The following is a 13,745-nucleotide window of genomic DNA, read 5'->3' on the forward strand; positions in this document are numbered from 1 at the left end:
TGTGAAATTTGCCGCCTTATGCGCCTGAATGTTATTTGACATCCGCGGAACACCAACAGACACAACAAATCCGTTACGAAATAATACTCTTTCTCAACTCAACGGCGAATTGCTTTCATTTGCTTACGAACTCAAAACAGTGTGAACATCCGCGTTAGGTTCGAAATTGATAGTGTAATGCACGCGCAGCGAAAGTCAGCGTTTCCGCAAAATCCCGACAATTCCGTCCGATAGACGTCGGTATGACCTACAGTTCGTTTTTTTTGAGATAACTACGGGTCATACCACCATTTATCTGAAGAAGTTGATGAGCCTGGTGCTGATTAACTATGTTCCCGGATCCAGGCCGTTTTCTCTCATTTTTCGTTGCTGTTGTTTGTGTTGTTGCCTTGAAGATAGTTGAATGGTGTCATCGCAACTGCTTAAACAACTTTGCGACAGATCCGCAAAAGACCCACAACATGACGAATCCCCCGCATGACTTACCGACGCCTGATCGTTTTCTCTATTACGTCGTAGGGCAATTCACGCTCATCATAAACACCGATAAAAATACCGACATCAGCCGCACTACCGTCTCGCTTCTTCAGCAACGTTTCATTTGAAACTGTTGTACGTTGCGATGGACGGCGCGCCCATTCTGACAAGCGCTTCATGAACATGTTGATCACCTCGGCATGGCCCAAGTCGGCACCGAGATCATTCAACTCTTTAGGGTCGTTTTTCAGGTCGAACAATAACGGGCGAAACCCACCATCGGCAAAGATGAATTTCCAATCCTTGTCCGCCAGCATGAACAGGCGTGCTAGTTTGGGGTCAAGGCCCAGAGCCGCGGCTTCGGGCGTGGCAGAATAATCATATTCGCTAACCACATACTCGCGCCATGCCTTGGGGTTTTGGCCATACAGGAACGGCAGTAGCGAGCGGCCTTCGATAACGTGATCCGGGACATCGCTACCTGCCAGATCAACAAATGTTGCCGCCAGATCAATACTTTCGACCAGTGCGCTACAAACAGTGCCGCGTGTTGCGTCTGCTTCTGGTGACGGGTCATAGATGATCAGTGGAACGCGCACCGACGGATCATGGAAGAGATCCTTTTCACCCATCCAATGATCACCGAGGTAGTCCCCATGGTCGGAGGTCACGACGATCATCGTGTCTTCCATGTGGCCACTCTCTTCTAGCCAATTGAACAGGCGACCCATCTGATCATCAGCCTGTTTGATCAGCCCCATATAGGCGGGTATCACCTTTTCACGCACACCCGGCTTGCTAAAGGTTTGACCGATTTCGTTCTGCATGAATTGTTCATAGACAGGGTGAGGATTATGTAACTCGCCATCCGAGCGAACCACCGGCAAAACATCCTCTGCCGTGTACATGTCATGATACGGCGCTGGAACAATGTAAGGCCAGTGCGGCTTGATATAGGACAGGTGGCACATCCATGGCCCAGCCGAATTGGCATCCTGCGTTTGAATAAACTCAATCGCCTGTCCCGTTAGCCACGGCGTTTCGCTATCTTCTTCCTTAATGTTTGCAGGATTATCAGCGTGCCGCATAAACCAACCCGAAGCGACACCACCATCTTCATCAACCCCGGCATTGGCATTGTGCTGCCAGGGGTTTTCAGCCTCATACCCCTGCCCTTTCAGATACTCATTATAAGGCGAACGTCTTTTGTCATAAAAGCCTTGCGGCCCCTCACCCCATAAGCCGTCGTCACGGAGGAAGACATCAAAACCACATTCCGCGACGCGTGCTCCGATAACGCCATCGCGCGAAATGCCCAGACGATCCATCCCTGCCTGATCCACGCTCATATGCGTCTTTCCGATCAACCAACTATCCATCCCACGTTCGCGCAGATGATCGCCCAGAGTAACCTCTCCGACCTTGAGCGGAAAATTATTCCAGGCAGCGCCGTGGCTGTGTACGTAACGCCCTGTGTAAAAGCTCATCCTTGAGGCCCCGCAGATGGGCGATTGAACATAGCAATGGGAAAACCGCACTCCCTTGGCAGCAAGCGCATCCAAATGGGGGGTGTTCAAACTCGGATGTCCGGTGCAGCTCAGGTAGTCGTACCGAAGCTGATCGAACATGATAAACAGGATGTTTTTGGCTTTTCTGGTCATGTCGCCTTAACCACCCCGTCATTCATCCATTTGTCGAACTGTTTGAGTACCGCTTCGCAGAAGGCGTCGTCATTGATATGGGCGTCAATTTCCGTAGTTGATGCAACCGCAGGCATCACGTTGCGGGCCTCATCAACCATTTCGGCAAGCGCTTCCGGGTCATGCGCTTCTTGACCTTCGCGATCCCATTCCTCAACACCGCCGGTGGGCAGGAAAAAATGGGTTGGGCCGGTAGCCTGTTTCAGACGACCAGCCATTTCCCGAATAGCGGCCCGTCGCTCTTTTGCATTAAACACCGCACTTTTGATCAGGCGATTATGTTCATGGAACGGGCGGTCGGCATATTGGTCGGGAATGTCCTGCCAACCAGCAAAATCCAAAAGATCCAGCGCGCCTGGCGCCACCATTTGCGGCACGCCCACGCGCCCGGCATTTGTCAGCCGGTCCTGCCCCGAGGACACCAGCGAACCTGCGAGCATGTTGGCAAATTCCTGCATGCAGAAATCCATTACACAGCAGAACGCGCCCTCACCCGCAAGCTTCTCGAAGGCCATACCGCCCATGCCCGTTGAATGGAACACGGCCACTTCGTATCCCCGTTCTTCCAAAGCAGGTTTCATAGTTTTCATATAACGCAGGCAGGATGAGCCCAACGAGGTCATTCCGATCATCGGGCGATCTCGCCGGGGGCGCTGGACGGCGCGGGCTGCACCTAAAACAGCGCCTGCGGCCTGACTTAGCGATGAGCGGCAAACCGAGTTCATACCATAAAGCCCGCCCGCCCACAGGATCATCTGAATATCCGGCGCCAAACGGTGTGGCGGAATCAGCGGTGAAAAACTAACGGTAGAGACAATGTATTTCGGCACACCCATTGGCAAAGCCTGCGCACAATCCAGCGCCAGATCGGTGCCCATCGTGCCACCAGTTGCGAGCATCCCATCAAATTTTCCCTCGGCGTAGACCTGCGCAACAAGCGTTGCTGCGCCCTGCGACATCACGCGAAAAGCCTTGTTTTCGTCACCGAGCGCGATCACCTCATCAATGGTCATACCACCGGCCGCGGCCACATCATGTTTGGAAATGTCCGTGGGCGTGGTTGGATCCCCAAGAACCGAGACATCCATGGTCAACACGTTACCACCCTGCGCAGAGACGCATTCTTCGATGTATCGCATCTCGGGGTCTTTGGTGTCATAGGTGCCGATCAGCAAGATAGTCTTTTCGCCCATGATAATCTTCTCCTCGCAGGCTGTCGTCTTACAGCTGAATCCAGGCTGTTTTTAGATCGAAGTACTTTTCCATTGCGTGCAAAGACTTGTCGTGGCCGTTGCCCGACTGTTTTACACCACCCAAAGGCACTGTGCCGTCCGCGCCGCCGTAAGTATTGACGTGAACGACGCCAGAGCGGATGCCCGCCACCATGCGATGTGCACGGCTCAGGTTTGCAGTCCACACGCCCGAGGCCAATCCATAAACGCTGTCATTGGCTAGGCGCAGTGCCTCATCTTCGTCCCTGAACGGCGTCACGGCCAGAACCGGACCAAAGACCTCATTGCGGAACAGATTGTCAGTAGGTTTGACCCCGTTCATTACAGTGGGTGCCATATAATAGCCGCCCGTTTCCGTCAGAATGCGGTCACCGCCGGCACGGCGCTCAGCACCTTCCGCTTCGGCTTGGGCGACGAAATCCAGATTGCTTTCCAATTCCGGCAATGAGTGCACTGCCCCGATCTGTGTGTTCAAGTCCAGCGGGTTGCCGACGCGGAAGGCCTGCGCGTGTTTAACGATCTCGGCGACGAAAACTTCGTGAATATCCTCCTGAACCAGCAAGCGCGATCCCGCGACGCAGATCTGACCTGAATTTCGGAAAATACCTGCGGCGGAGACCTTGGCCGCCTGCGCGAGATCGGAGGCATCGTTGAACACGATGTTGGGGGACTTTCCGCCAAGCTCCAAGTAGCAGCGTTTCAAATTCGAGCGCGCGGAATATTCCAAAAGCCGCCGCCCCGTCGCACCCGAGCCGGTAAAAACCATGATGTCTACATCCATCGACAGAGCCAGTGTTTCACCAACCACGCTGCCTTTGCCTGTGACGACATTTAGAACACCGTCCGGCACACCTGCCTCAAGCGCCAATTCGGCCAATCGCAACAGTGATAGCGAGGCCGATTCCGCAGGTTTCAACACCACCGAGTTACCCGCCGCCAGCGCCGGCGCGATCTTCCACGCACCTATCATCATCGGCATGTTCCAAGGCACAATCGCCCCCACAACGCCGACGGGCGCGTGATGCACAAGACCCAGCACGTTTTCAGCTGTGGGCGCAATCTGACCATAGATCTTGTCTATGGCCTCGCCATAATAGCGGAACGTGCCCGCAGCCGACATCGGCTCTGCCTTCATGGCCATGTTGATCTCAGTGCCGTTGTCCCGCACGCCCAGAACGGCCAGTTCCAAAGCGTGTTTTTCAATCAGATCGGCCAGTTTCAACAACACCTTCTTGCGTACAGAAGGTGCAGCCCGCGACCAGCGTCCGTCTTCAAACGCCGTGCGGGCCGCCGCAATAGCCCGCTCCATATCCGCGGGGGTGCCCTCGGCAATTTGAGTTAGAACCTGACCGTCAATTGGAGAAATGACATCCAGTTGCCCTCCTGCCGCTGCGGCCTCGTGACGCCCATCAATTAGAAGGCTCCGTGGCGGTACGGGCTGACCACGTAGCGCATCGATGGCAAGTTGATCCATAGGTCGCTTATCCTTGCTGGTTCGGATTATCGGAATCCACGGGTTGCATCGTAGGTTCCGGCCGCAGTTTGTTTTTGAATTCGAAATACAGCGTTCGGCAGTGCAGGATCAGGATAAGAACGATCAGGCCAAACAGAACGGCCGCGATGGGCCGGTCGATGAAGTCGAGCGGCGTTTTGACCCGTGCCATTGCGCTGCGCAGCTTGGTTTCCATAATCCCGCCAAGAACCATGCCCAAAATGATTGGAACAATCGGCAGGTCCAGCCGTTTTAGGATCAGCCCAAAAACCCCGAACCCGGCAGCAATGGCACAATCTGTGATCGAGTTGCGAAGGCTATAGACCCCCACGAATGCCAAAATCAGGATCATGACACCAAGGAACCGGGTCGGGATCTGGATAATCTTCAGCAGCAGGTTCGTCGAAAATAACAAGAACACAAGAACGATCACGTTAAGCAGGATCAGCGCCATATACAGGGCCAATACGAAATCCATCTGATTTTCGAACAGCTGAGGTCCGGGGATCACGTTGTGGACATAAAACACCGACAGCATCATCGCCGTCAGCGCCTCGCCGGGAATACCCAGAGCCAGCAGAGGAATCATCGCAGCGCCTGGGACAGCATTGTTCGCCGCCTCGGACGCTACAAGTCCCTCGGGTGAGCCATCACCAAACTTTTCTGGGTTCTTTGACGTCTTTTGAGCATAGGTGTAGGACAAAAATTGCGATGTAAACTCGCCCGTGCCCGGCACCATGCCCATGAAAACACCGATACTTGAGGACACAGTAGCAACGCGTTTCACGCCCAGAAGTTCTTTGAGGCCAGCAAAGATATTGCCACTTACATGGGTGTCGCCTGGCGCGTGGTTCTTTTCCAATAGCAGCAGAAATGCCTGGCTAATCGCAAACAGACCCAGCACAACCACAATGAGATCAACGCCCGAAGCCAACCAACTTTGATCAAAGGTGAACCGGCGGGTGTATTTCACGGGCTCCAGCCCCACCGAATTCAGGAAAATTCCGAAGGCCGCCAGCATACCAGCGGCAAAAATCTGCCCCCGGTGGGCCAGCACAACCAGAATGATGCCCAATAGCGCGGCCAGGAAAATCTCGCGGCTACCGAAATGTGGGGCGACAAGGGCCAGAACCGGTGACAACACCATCAGACAGATGATCGCAAACACGCCCCCGAAGAACGAGGCCGAATACGCCAGAGACAGCGCACGGTGGCCCTGCCCCCGTTTGGTCATGGGATATCCGTCATAAGTGGTCAGCGCGTTCACCGCTGTGCCGGGGGTGTTGATCAGAATCGCGGGAATGGCTCCGCCATACATGGACGAGCCGTAGATACCCAATAACAGGGTTAGTCCTACGATGGGCTCGAACGCAAAGGTGGCAGGCAACAGGATTGCGATGGCCACCGCCGCACCCACGCCGGGCAAAGCGCCGATGATGACGCCGCCGATCGAACCGATCAGCAGGGCCACGATTACCTGCCATTGTAGCAGGATTGAAATACCGGAAAGAAGCGTTTCCATAGTGGCCCCTTACAGATAGGTCAGCGCAAAGGCGCGCACGGAATCCGGAAGGTATTCATAGACCGCTCCGGCGGGGATTTTGACCTGAAGAAAGCCACGGAAAACGATGGTGACCACAAAGCCGAACAACGCAGCTATTCCGATAGCATTTGCACCACGAAACCCTACACGAAGGGTCAGGAAGACTGCGAACAACATGGTTGAGGGCAGATATCCTAGCTGCGGAACCACCAGCACATAGATCAGGAAATAGGCAACATATTCGAACGACCGAACCCAGAACCCGACCTCGGTCCATCGGCCGCTGATCCGGTCTGACAAGGCCGAGCTAAGCCAATGCAGAAACCCGAACACCACCATGCACCAGATTGCAATTGTGGGCCAAAGACCCGGCTGCGCGAACCATTTGGTTCGTTTGACGACCTTGGTCTGATCACCCAGCTGGGACAAAAGAAACACCGCGAATGCCAGAAACAGTACGGCGAAAACGACATCGCCGGGTCGGCGATATCTTTTGAACATGTCCTGTAAAGTCTTTGCAATCATCGTTTCCTCCCAACCTGAAAGAGGCGTGAGGCAGTGCCCCACGCCCATTCTGGATCTTACTCGCCCAGAATTTCTTCAATCTTAGCGAAAGAGGATTTGTCTTGCTCAATCTGAGCGTTGGATGCGTCTGGGTCCTGCCAGTAGATCAGAGCACCGGTTTCCTCAGCAAGCTGCTTGGCCTTGTCCGACTGCACCGCCTTTTGTGCTGCTGCAGTGATTTTTTCGCGTGCCTCGGGTGGTGTATCCTTGTGAACGAACAGGCCGTTCCACAATGCCAGCGGCAGATCCGGGTTGAGCTCGACGATCGTCGGCGTATCGGGGATCAGCGAAATCCGCTCGCCGCCAATGCTCGCCAGAATATTCACGTCATCCAGGCAAGGTAGTACAAGTTGAAGCGTGGTGTTGATGACGTCTACGTCACCCGATGCCAGCGTGTTGCAATCCAACGCGTCAAAGGCTGCTTCACTTGCAAAATCAAATCCGCTGCTTACAGCAGCAGCAAAGGTGACCTGCGTGGGCGGCAAGACCGAGCCGAAATGACCAAGCGCCAAATCGTTATCCTTGCCGTGTTCCGCCAGTTCTTCCCAGTTCGAGAACGGCGCATCCTTGCTGGATGCGATTACGAATGGGTAAGTCAGAAAAATACCGATCGGATCGAACGGGTTCGGGTTCAGTTCAGGGATACCGATTTCCGGTCCAATGACGGGAACGCCAATGACGAAAGAACCAATAGTGTATCCGTCCGCCGGGGCGGTGGCGACTTCGACTGCACCTGGGAACGGACCGCCGCCGCCGCCGGGCTTGTTCACGACCGCGGCCGGGACGTCGTACATGGCTTGAAATTCGTCCGCGATCATTCGCGTAAGCACGTCCTCAAGATCGCCCGGAGGCCATGGAACCACGAAGGTTACCGGTTTCTCTGGATACTCTGCCAGTGCAGCGGTTGCGGACGCTACAAAGGCGGCGGTTGCTAGAAATTTCTTCATTGACACCTCCCGTTAGTGGTTCATTAAATGAACCTCGTTAACAATAATAATGTTGCGTTGTTAAGTTAATTCTGTCAAGTATAACCTGACCGGGAGGAGGCAGAACACATGGGCACCGCACTTAATGCCTTGAAAATGCTAGAGTACTTTTCAAGCTCTCAACCGGAAATCGGGCTGAGTCACATTGCGCGCCTGGCTGGTTTGAACAAGGCGACAGCCCTCCGCCACTTACGAGCACTGGAAGAGTTCGGCCTGATCGAGCAGAATCCGCAGACGAAATCATATGCCATCGGACCAGCTGCTCTACGGTTGGCCGCCCTGCGCGAAATTGCCAAGCCCGGCCTTGATGGTGCACGCCAGAAAATGCAGGCCGCGATGCATGAGGTTGGCGAGAGCCTGCACCTTACGCTGCTTGAGAAAGACACTCTACAAACCGCGTTGGTGGTTGAAACCACGCAGCACAGCGTTCGCGTAAGTCTCGACCCTAGCGAAATTATTCCGGTCAACGCGACTGCTTCGGGATTATGCATGCTGAGCTTCGGCCCCGCTTTCCTTCTGGAACGCTTGGAATCCGACACACTCACTCGATTTACCGAGGCAACAATGACGGACCCAAAGATTATTCGTGACCGTGTTGCACAAATCGGTCAGGCGGGCTGGGCCAATAGTAATGGTAGCTTTGAAGATGGTGTCTTCGGATATGCGGCGCCTATCTTCGGTATTGATCAGATCGCGATTGGAACCATTGCGATTGCCGTTCCCGAAATTCGTGCAACCAGCGCGCGGCAGCCGCTGATTTTGACCTCACTCCACACCCTTTCGAAAGAACTGACCGCAAACTTTGGCGGCCAGATGCCCGAAAATTTTCCAACCGAATTCCACCCATGATTGACGGGCGGACTAAATCTCCGGAGACACGCTACATGAAAGACTCCAACTTTCTGAAAGAAAACAACGCCCGACATTTCTGGCAACCAATGGCGCACCCGGCAGACAGCCAGAAAAACCCGCCGACCATTCTGACCGGAGGTGAAGGAGTCAGCATCATTGATGTAGATGGTCACAAGGCGCTGGATGCAGTGGGTGGCTTATGGAACGTCAATCTGGGCTATTCCTGTGATCCGGTGAAGCAGGCCATCACCGATCAACTGAACGCGCTACCCTATTATTCAACCTTTCGCGGCACCAGCAACGACAAGGCGATCGAATTGTCTTATGAGCTGGCGCAGTTCTTTGCGCCTGACGGATTGACCCGTGCATTCTTTACTTCAGGTGGATCGGATTCCGTTGAGATCGCGCTGAAACTTGCACGTCAGTTTCACAAAGTTCGAGGCGAGGCTGGCCGTACCAAGTTCATCAGCCTGAAACAGGGGTATCACGGCACCCACTTCGCGGCTGCCTCGGTCAATGGCAATCAGAAGTTCCGTGCGGCTTATGAGCCGATGATGCCGGGCTGTTTCCACGTGCCCGCGCCCTGGACCTATCGCAACCCGTTCGATGAGACGGACCCCGAGCGTCTAGCGCAGCTTTGCGTAAAAGCGCTGGAGGCCGAAATCGCATTCCAGGGTGCAAACACCGTCGCCGCATTTATTATGGAGCCAATCTTGGGCGCAGGCGGAGTGATCCCGCCGCACAAGAGCTTTATGCCCATGGTGCGTGAGGTCTGCTCGAAGCACGGAATTCTGCTGATTTCGGACGAAATCATTACTGCCTTTGGGCGTACAGGCAGCGAAAGTGGCGCGAGACATTGGGGGGTGCAGCCCGATATCATGACAACGGCCAAAGCCATCACAAACGGCTATTTCCCATTCGGCGCGGCAATGATCTCTGGCGCGGTTGCGGAGGTGTTCGAAAGCGACACTACCGGCAGAGCTTCTGTCGATCAGGGCTACACCTATTCCGGGCACCCGGTTGGCGCGGCCGCAGCCTTGGCCACGCTTGCCGAGATCAACCGCCTGCGAGTTTGGGAAAACGCAGCTGCACGGGGGGATGAGTTGTTTGCCGGGTTGAAAAAACTGGCCGACAAATACGACGTAGTCGGTGACGTGCGAGGGGGTGAAGGTCTGATGTGCGCGCTCGAGCTGGTTTCGGACCGTGCGACCAAGGCGCCAATTGCCAAACATCTTCCGCTGCAGGTTCAAAAAGCAACTTATGAAGATGGCGTTATGGTCCGTGTATCTGGAAACAACATCATATTGTCTCCGCCGCTGGTCATCACGTCTGATGACGTAGCCAAGATCCTGTCAGCCCTGGATACAGGACTAGCGAGACTGTAGTGATCACGCTGGCCCCGGTCTTCAAGGTCGGGGTCAAACCTTTACGGCCTGCAGTTCCTCAAGTAGATCCAGTAGGTTGTCGATTTTTTCCTGCCCCATTTGCGCCTCGATCGTATTGTGAATCGCCAGCGAGGTCGCAAGGTTCTCTTCAAGAATTTGACGCCCCTCATCGGTGATCTTCACCATGGTGCGGCGCTTATCCGTGCTGCCCTGACGGCGGGATATCTGCCCATCAGTCTCCATCGTGCGTAGAATTCGCGTCAGGCTGGGAAGCAAAAGGCAGGCCTCATTTGCAATAGTGCTTTGTTCCACTTCGCCCATTTCGTCCAGAACACGAAGGATACGCCACTTTTGCTCAGTCAGCTGTATCCCCTGCAGCATATCCCGAATTGGGGCCATAACGGTTTCGCGTGCGCGCAGCAGGGCGATCGGAAGAGCGCGAGAGGTTCTCGTGGTATGGCTTTGTCGGTTCATTCCAGCCTTCTAGAACGCCATTTCAGGAATTGCAAAGATTAACAAAGCAAGTTCTTGACGGTCGCGATACAATTTACTAAACATGTTAAGTAGTAAAGGAGAGGTCATGCCACACTTCCACGTCGAATACTCCGGCAATCTGGACGATCGGGTCGACATCGGTGGCTTGTGCGAATGCATACGAGACACCGCTGCGGGGATTGAGGCTTTTCCAATGCCGGGAATTCGCGTCCGCGCCACGCGTGTTGACTATTTTGCCATTGCGGATGGAGATCCCAAGCATGGCTTTGTGGACATCTCAATCCGCCTGCGCGCTGGCCGTCCTGACGACGTTAAGAAGGACGCAACACAGCGTATCTTTGACGCGGTTGAGGCGTATCTGGAACAGGCCTTCTCGAAACACTCTATCGCGCTTTCACTAGAGATGCGTGACATCGACCCAGACCTTTCGCCCAAGACCGGCACAATCCGGAATCATTTGGCTGCGACAAAGCAGGAGACCTGACGCATGAGCGTACTGGATACGAATATCGAGAAACTGGCAGGCTTTCTGGCCCGGTTCAAAGAAACGGGCATCAAGAACCGTATCGCAGGCGAAGACCGGGATGGCGCAGCTGGCGTTTTCCAATCCACCTCTCCGGTGGACAAATCAGTAATCTGCAACGTTGCGCACGGTACGTCCGACGATATCGACGCGGCGGTCGAAGCGGCCCATGCTGCCTTTACTGAATGGCGCGACATGCCCGCCACCGAACGCCGCCGGATCCTGCTAAACGTTGCCGATGCCATCGAAGCCCGGGCCGAAGAAATCGCGCTGTGTGAATGTTGGGATACGGGCCAAACACTGCGGTTCATGTCCAAGGCCGCGCTGCGCGGTGCCGAGAATTTTCGCTACTTTGCGGATCAGGTCGTGCAGGCTCGCGACGGGCAGCACCTGAAATCGCCGACGTTGATGAATATCACCACTCGTGTACCTATCGGCCCGGTTGGTGTGATCACTCCGTGGAACACACCTTTCATGCTGTCGACTTGGAAAATCGCGCCCGCTCTGGCTGCGGGCTGCACCGTGGTCCACAAACCAGCCGAAGACTCGCCTTTGTCCGCCCGCCTGTTGGTGGAAATTGCCGAAGAGGCGGGTTTGCCCAAGGGCGTGCTGAATACCGTGAACGGTTTTGGCCCTGATGCCGGTAAGGCGTTGACAGAGCACCCCTTGATCAAAGCCATCGCTTTTGTCGGAGAAAGCCGGACAGGCAGCATCATCACAAAGCAGGGTGCCGATACGCTCAAGCGAATGCATCTGGAACTGGGCGGTAAGAACCCCGTTATCGTGTTTGATGATGCTGATCTGGACCGGGCTCTGGATGCGGTGATTTTCATGATCTACTCGATTAACGGTGAGCGCTGCACCTCGTCCTCGCGGCTGCTGGTGCAGGACACTATCAAGGAAGAATTCGAGGCCAAACTGGTCGAGCGTGTGAACAACATCAAAGTCGGGCACCCCCTGGACCCTACGACCGAGATCGGCCCGCTGGTCACTGAGGAGCATTACAACAAAGTGACCTCATACTTTGACATCGCCAAAGAGGATGGTGCGACCGTCGCGGCCGGTGGCGTCAAGGTTGGTGAAGACGGATATTTCGTACGCCCGACATTGTTTACCAACGCCAACAACGACATGCGCATCGCGCGAGAGGAAATATTTGGCCCCGTGCTAACTTCCATTCCATTCTCGACCGAAGAAGAAGCGCTGCAGATCGCAAATGACACGCCCTATGGGTTAACCGGCTATGTCTGGACCAACAATCTTACACGTGCCCTGCGCTTTACCGATAAGTTAGAAGCAGGGATGATCTGGGTGAACTCGGAAAATGTTCGTCACCTGCCCACGCCTTTTGGCGGGGTAAAGGCGTCAGGTATCGGTCGCGACGGCGGTGATTGGAGCTTTGACTTCTATATGGAGCAGAAACACGTGGGCTTTGCCACTGGTCAGCACAAGATTATGCAGTTGGGAAAGTAACGCCTCTCGAGCGACGTCTGGACAAGGTGCCGCTCGTAAAAAGATAAGATACGCGCGCACATCTATGGTCCATGAACTCTTTGAGAGTCGGACCAAACGACGTCTGGTCGTCCGCTCTCCCTTCCAAAGCGGTCAGACGCCACTTTAAGTGAGGAGGAACTGTCATGGGAAAGATTGTACAGGCTGCTAAGATCACACATGTGCCCAGCATCTGGATGTCCCACACGATGCCGAAATACAAAGGTATCCGGCAACCTGCGATAGATGGTTACGCACGTCTGCGTCAGGACGCGATTGACCGCGAGGTCGACACCTTCGTCGTGTTCGATACACATTGGATCACCAATCAGGGCTTTCACCTGAACACAAAAGAGCGCCACAAGGGCCGTTTTATTAGCCATGAACTGCCGCACATGCTGGCGGATATGGAGTTCGACTATCGCGGTGATCACGACCTTGGTGAAACCATCCTTGACGTTCTGAGAGAGCGAGGGGAACGGGCTCTGGGTCATTCGCATCCCGACATGGGAATGGAGTACGGTACCCTTTTGCCGATGCATTTTATCAATGACGATGTGAATGCCCGGGTGCTTCCAGTTGCGGTCAACCAGTTCTCGTCCATCGCTGAGAACCGCGTTTGGGGTGAAGCCATCGCCGAAGGCATCCGGCGTTCGAACCGCAATGTTTCTATTCTGGCCTCCGGGTCTCTAAGTCATGACTTCACGCCGAATGAGCGCTCGGTCGAGGGTCTGAATGCAGTGAATGGCGAGTTCAATCGCCAGATGGATATGCGCGTTCTCGAATTGTGGGAACAGGGCCGGTTCGAAGAATTCTTGGACCTTTTGCCTGACTACGCCAAGAAATGTACGGGCGAGTGTGCGATGAACGACACTGCGCTGCTGTTCGGTGCGTTGGGATGGGGCAGTTATAAAGGCGAGATCGACGTCTACACCCCGTATTTCGGTAGTTCCGGAACGGGTCAGGCAAATATCAGCTTTTCGGTCTGAGGCCGAGACACGGGAA

General features: G+C 54.7%; 12 protein-coding genes. 5 read left to right on the top strand and 7 right to left on the bottom strand.

What is annotated here, in order from left to right:
- Window positions 1-482: 482 nt before the first annotated feature.
- From AC2FD9_RS17530 to AC2FD9_RS17555, 6 genes are read right to left on the bottom strand one after another with little or no spacing between them, the layout of a single operon-like run.
- Entirely contained in the window at window positions 483-2,138 is a 1,656-nt protein-coding gene (locus tag AC2FD9_RS17530; RefSeq protein ID WP_496838111.1) for a sulfatase-like hydrolase/transferase, read from the bottom strand.
- Complete coding sequence (locus AC2FD9_RS17535; RefSeq protein ID WP_496838112.1) at window positions 2,135-3,370, bottom strand: Tm-1-like ATP-binding domain-containing protein; 1,236 nt, start codon at window positions 3,368-3,370, stop codon at window positions 2,135-2,137. The genes AC2FD9_RS17530 and AC2FD9_RS17535 overlap by 4 nt, the downstream gene beginning before the upstream one ends.
- Before the next feature lie 28 nt (window positions 3,371-3,398).
- Complete coding sequence (locus AC2FD9_RS17540; protein ID WP_496838113.1) at window positions 3,399-4,883, bottom strand: aldehyde dehydrogenase family protein; 1,485 nt, start codon at window positions 4,881-4,883, stop codon at window positions 3,399-3,401.
- 7 nt (window positions 4,884-4,890) lie between these two features.
- A complete protein-coding gene (locus AC2FD9_RS17545) occupies window positions 4,891-6,423 on the bottom strand; it encodes a tripartite tricarboxylate transporter permease (protein WP_496838115.1) in 1,533 nt (510 codons plus the stop codon).
- Between the two features lie 9 nt (window positions 6,424-6,432).
- Window positions 6,433-6,969 carry a tripartite tricarboxylate transporter TctB family protein gene (locus tag AC2FD9_RS17550; protein WP_108859824.1) on the bottom strand — a complete coding sequence of 179 codons (537 nt, stop codon included), beginning with the start codon at window positions 6,967-6,969 and terminating at the stop codon, window positions 6,433-6,435.
- 56 nt (window positions 6,970-7,025) lie between these two features.
- Window positions 7,026-7,955, bottom strand: a complete 930-nt coding sequence (locus tag AC2FD9_RS17555) for a tripartite tricarboxylate transporter substrate binding protein (protein ID WP_058274540.1) — start codon at window positions 7,953-7,955, stop codon at window positions 7,026-7,028.
- A gap of 108 nt (window positions 7,956-8,063) precedes the next feature.
- Between AC2FD9_RS17555 and AC2FD9_RS17560 the strand changes: the two genes are divergently transcribed.
- Both AC2FD9_RS17560 and AC2FD9_RS17565 read left to right on the top strand, forming a co-directional pair.
- The gene (locus tag AC2FD9_RS17560) at window positions 8,064-8,843 is read left to right on the top strand and encodes an IclR family transcriptional regulator (protein ID WP_496770474.1); all 780 of its coding nucleotides are present in this window, start codon (window positions 8,064-8,066) and stop codon (window positions 8,841-8,843) included.
- A gap of 35 nt (window positions 8,844-8,878) precedes the next feature.
- The gene (locus AC2FD9_RS17565) at window positions 8,879-10,231 is read left to right on the top strand and encodes an aminotransferase class III-fold pyridoxal phosphate-dependent enzyme (protein ID WP_282120992.1); all 1,353 of its coding nucleotides are present in this window, start codon (window positions 8,879-8,881) and stop codon (window positions 10,229-10,231) included.
- A gap of 33 nt (window positions 10,232-10,264) precedes the next feature.
- On the opposite strand, the gene hpaR is transcribed toward AC2FD9_RS17565, so the two are convergent.
- Window positions 10,265-10,705, bottom strand: a complete 441-nt coding sequence (hpaR, locus tag AC2FD9_RS17570; protein ID WP_058281156.1) for a homoprotocatechuate degradation operon regulator HpaR — start codon at window positions 10,703-10,705, stop codon at window positions 10,265-10,267.
- Window positions 10,706-10,811: 106 nt separating this feature from the next.
- On the opposite strand from hpaR, the gene AC2FD9_RS17575 reads away from it, so the two are divergent.
- The 3 genes from AC2FD9_RS17575 to hpaD all read left to right on the top strand — a co-directional run bounded on the left by AC2FD9_RS17575 (window position 10,812) and on the right by hpaD (window position 13,729).
- Window positions 10,812-11,210, top strand: coding sequence for a 5-carboxymethyl-2-hydroxymuconate Delta-isomerase (locus tag AC2FD9_RS17575; protein ID WP_058274537.1), 399 nt, complete (start codon window positions 10,812-10,814; stop codon window positions 11,208-11,210).
- Between the two features lie 3 nt (window positions 11,211-11,213).
- The gene (gene hpaE / locus AC2FD9_RS17580; protein ID WP_496838118.1) at window positions 11,214-12,722 is read left to right on the top strand and encodes a 5-carboxymethyl-2-hydroxymuconate semialdehyde dehydrogenase; all 1,509 of its coding nucleotides are present in this window, start codon (window positions 11,214-11,216) and stop codon (window positions 12,720-12,722) included.
- A 164-nt stretch (window positions 12,723-12,886) separates the two neighbouring features.
- The gene (hpaD, locus tag AC2FD9_RS17585) at window positions 12,887-13,729 is read left to right on the top strand and encodes a 3,4-dihydroxyphenylacetate 2,3-dioxygenase (RefSeq protein ID WP_496838119.1); all 843 of its coding nucleotides are present in this window, start codon (window positions 12,887-12,889) and stop codon (window positions 13,727-13,729) included.
- The last annotated feature ends 16 nt before the right edge of the window (window positions 13,730-13,745 follow it).

It is taken from the genome of Ruegeria sp. YTSC230 (genome assembly GCF_059609665.1).

Excerpts from the sequence above, each read along its gene's own strand:
- AC2FD9_RS17530 (WP_496838111.1), bottom strand. The coding sequence starts at position 2,138 with ATGACCAGAAAAGCCAAAAACATCCTGTTTATCATGTTCGATCAGCTT.
- AC2FD9_RS17535 (WP_496838112.1), bottom strand. The coding sequence starts at position 3,370 with ATGGGCGAAAAGACTATCTTGCTGATCGGCACCTATGACACCAAAGAC.
- AC2FD9_RS17540 (WP_496838113.1), bottom strand. The coding sequence starts at position 4,883 with ATGGATCAACTTGCCATCGATGCGCTACGTGGTCAGCCCGTACCGCCA.
- AC2FD9_RS17545 (WP_496838115.1), bottom strand. The coding sequence starts at position 6,423 with ATGGAAACGCTTCTTTCCGGTATTTCAATCCTGCTACAATGGCAGGTA.
- AC2FD9_RS17550 (WP_108859824.1), bottom strand. The coding sequence starts at position 6,969 with ATGATTGCAAAGACTTTACAGGACATGTTCAAAAGATATCGCCGACCC.
- AC2FD9_RS17555 (WP_058274540.1), bottom strand. The coding sequence starts at position 7,955 with ATGAAGAAATTTCTAGCAACCGCCGCCTTTGTAGCGTCCGCAACCGCT.
- AC2FD9_RS17560 (WP_496770474.1), top strand. The coding sequence starts at position 8,064 with ATGGGCACCGCACTTAATGCCTTGAAAATGCTAGAGTACTTTTCAAGC.
- AC2FD9_RS17565 (WP_282120992.1), top strand. The coding sequence starts at position 8,879 with ATGAAAGACTCCAACTTTCTGAAAGAAAACAACGCCCGACATTTCTGG.
- hpaR (WP_058281156.1), bottom strand. The coding sequence starts at position 10,705 with ATGAACCGACAAAGCCATACCACGAGAACCTCTCGCGCTCTTCCGATC.
- AC2FD9_RS17575 (WP_058274537.1), top strand. The coding sequence starts at position 10,812 with ATGCCACACTTCCACGTCGAATACTCCGGCAATCTGGACGATCGGGTC.
- hpaE (WP_496838118.1), top strand. The coding sequence starts at position 11,214 with ATGAGCGTACTGGATACGAATATCGAGAAACTGGCAGGCTTTCTGGCC.
- hpaD (WP_496838119.1), top strand. The coding sequence starts at position 12,887 with ATGGGAAAGATTGTACAGGCTGCTAAGATCACACATGTGCCCAGCATC.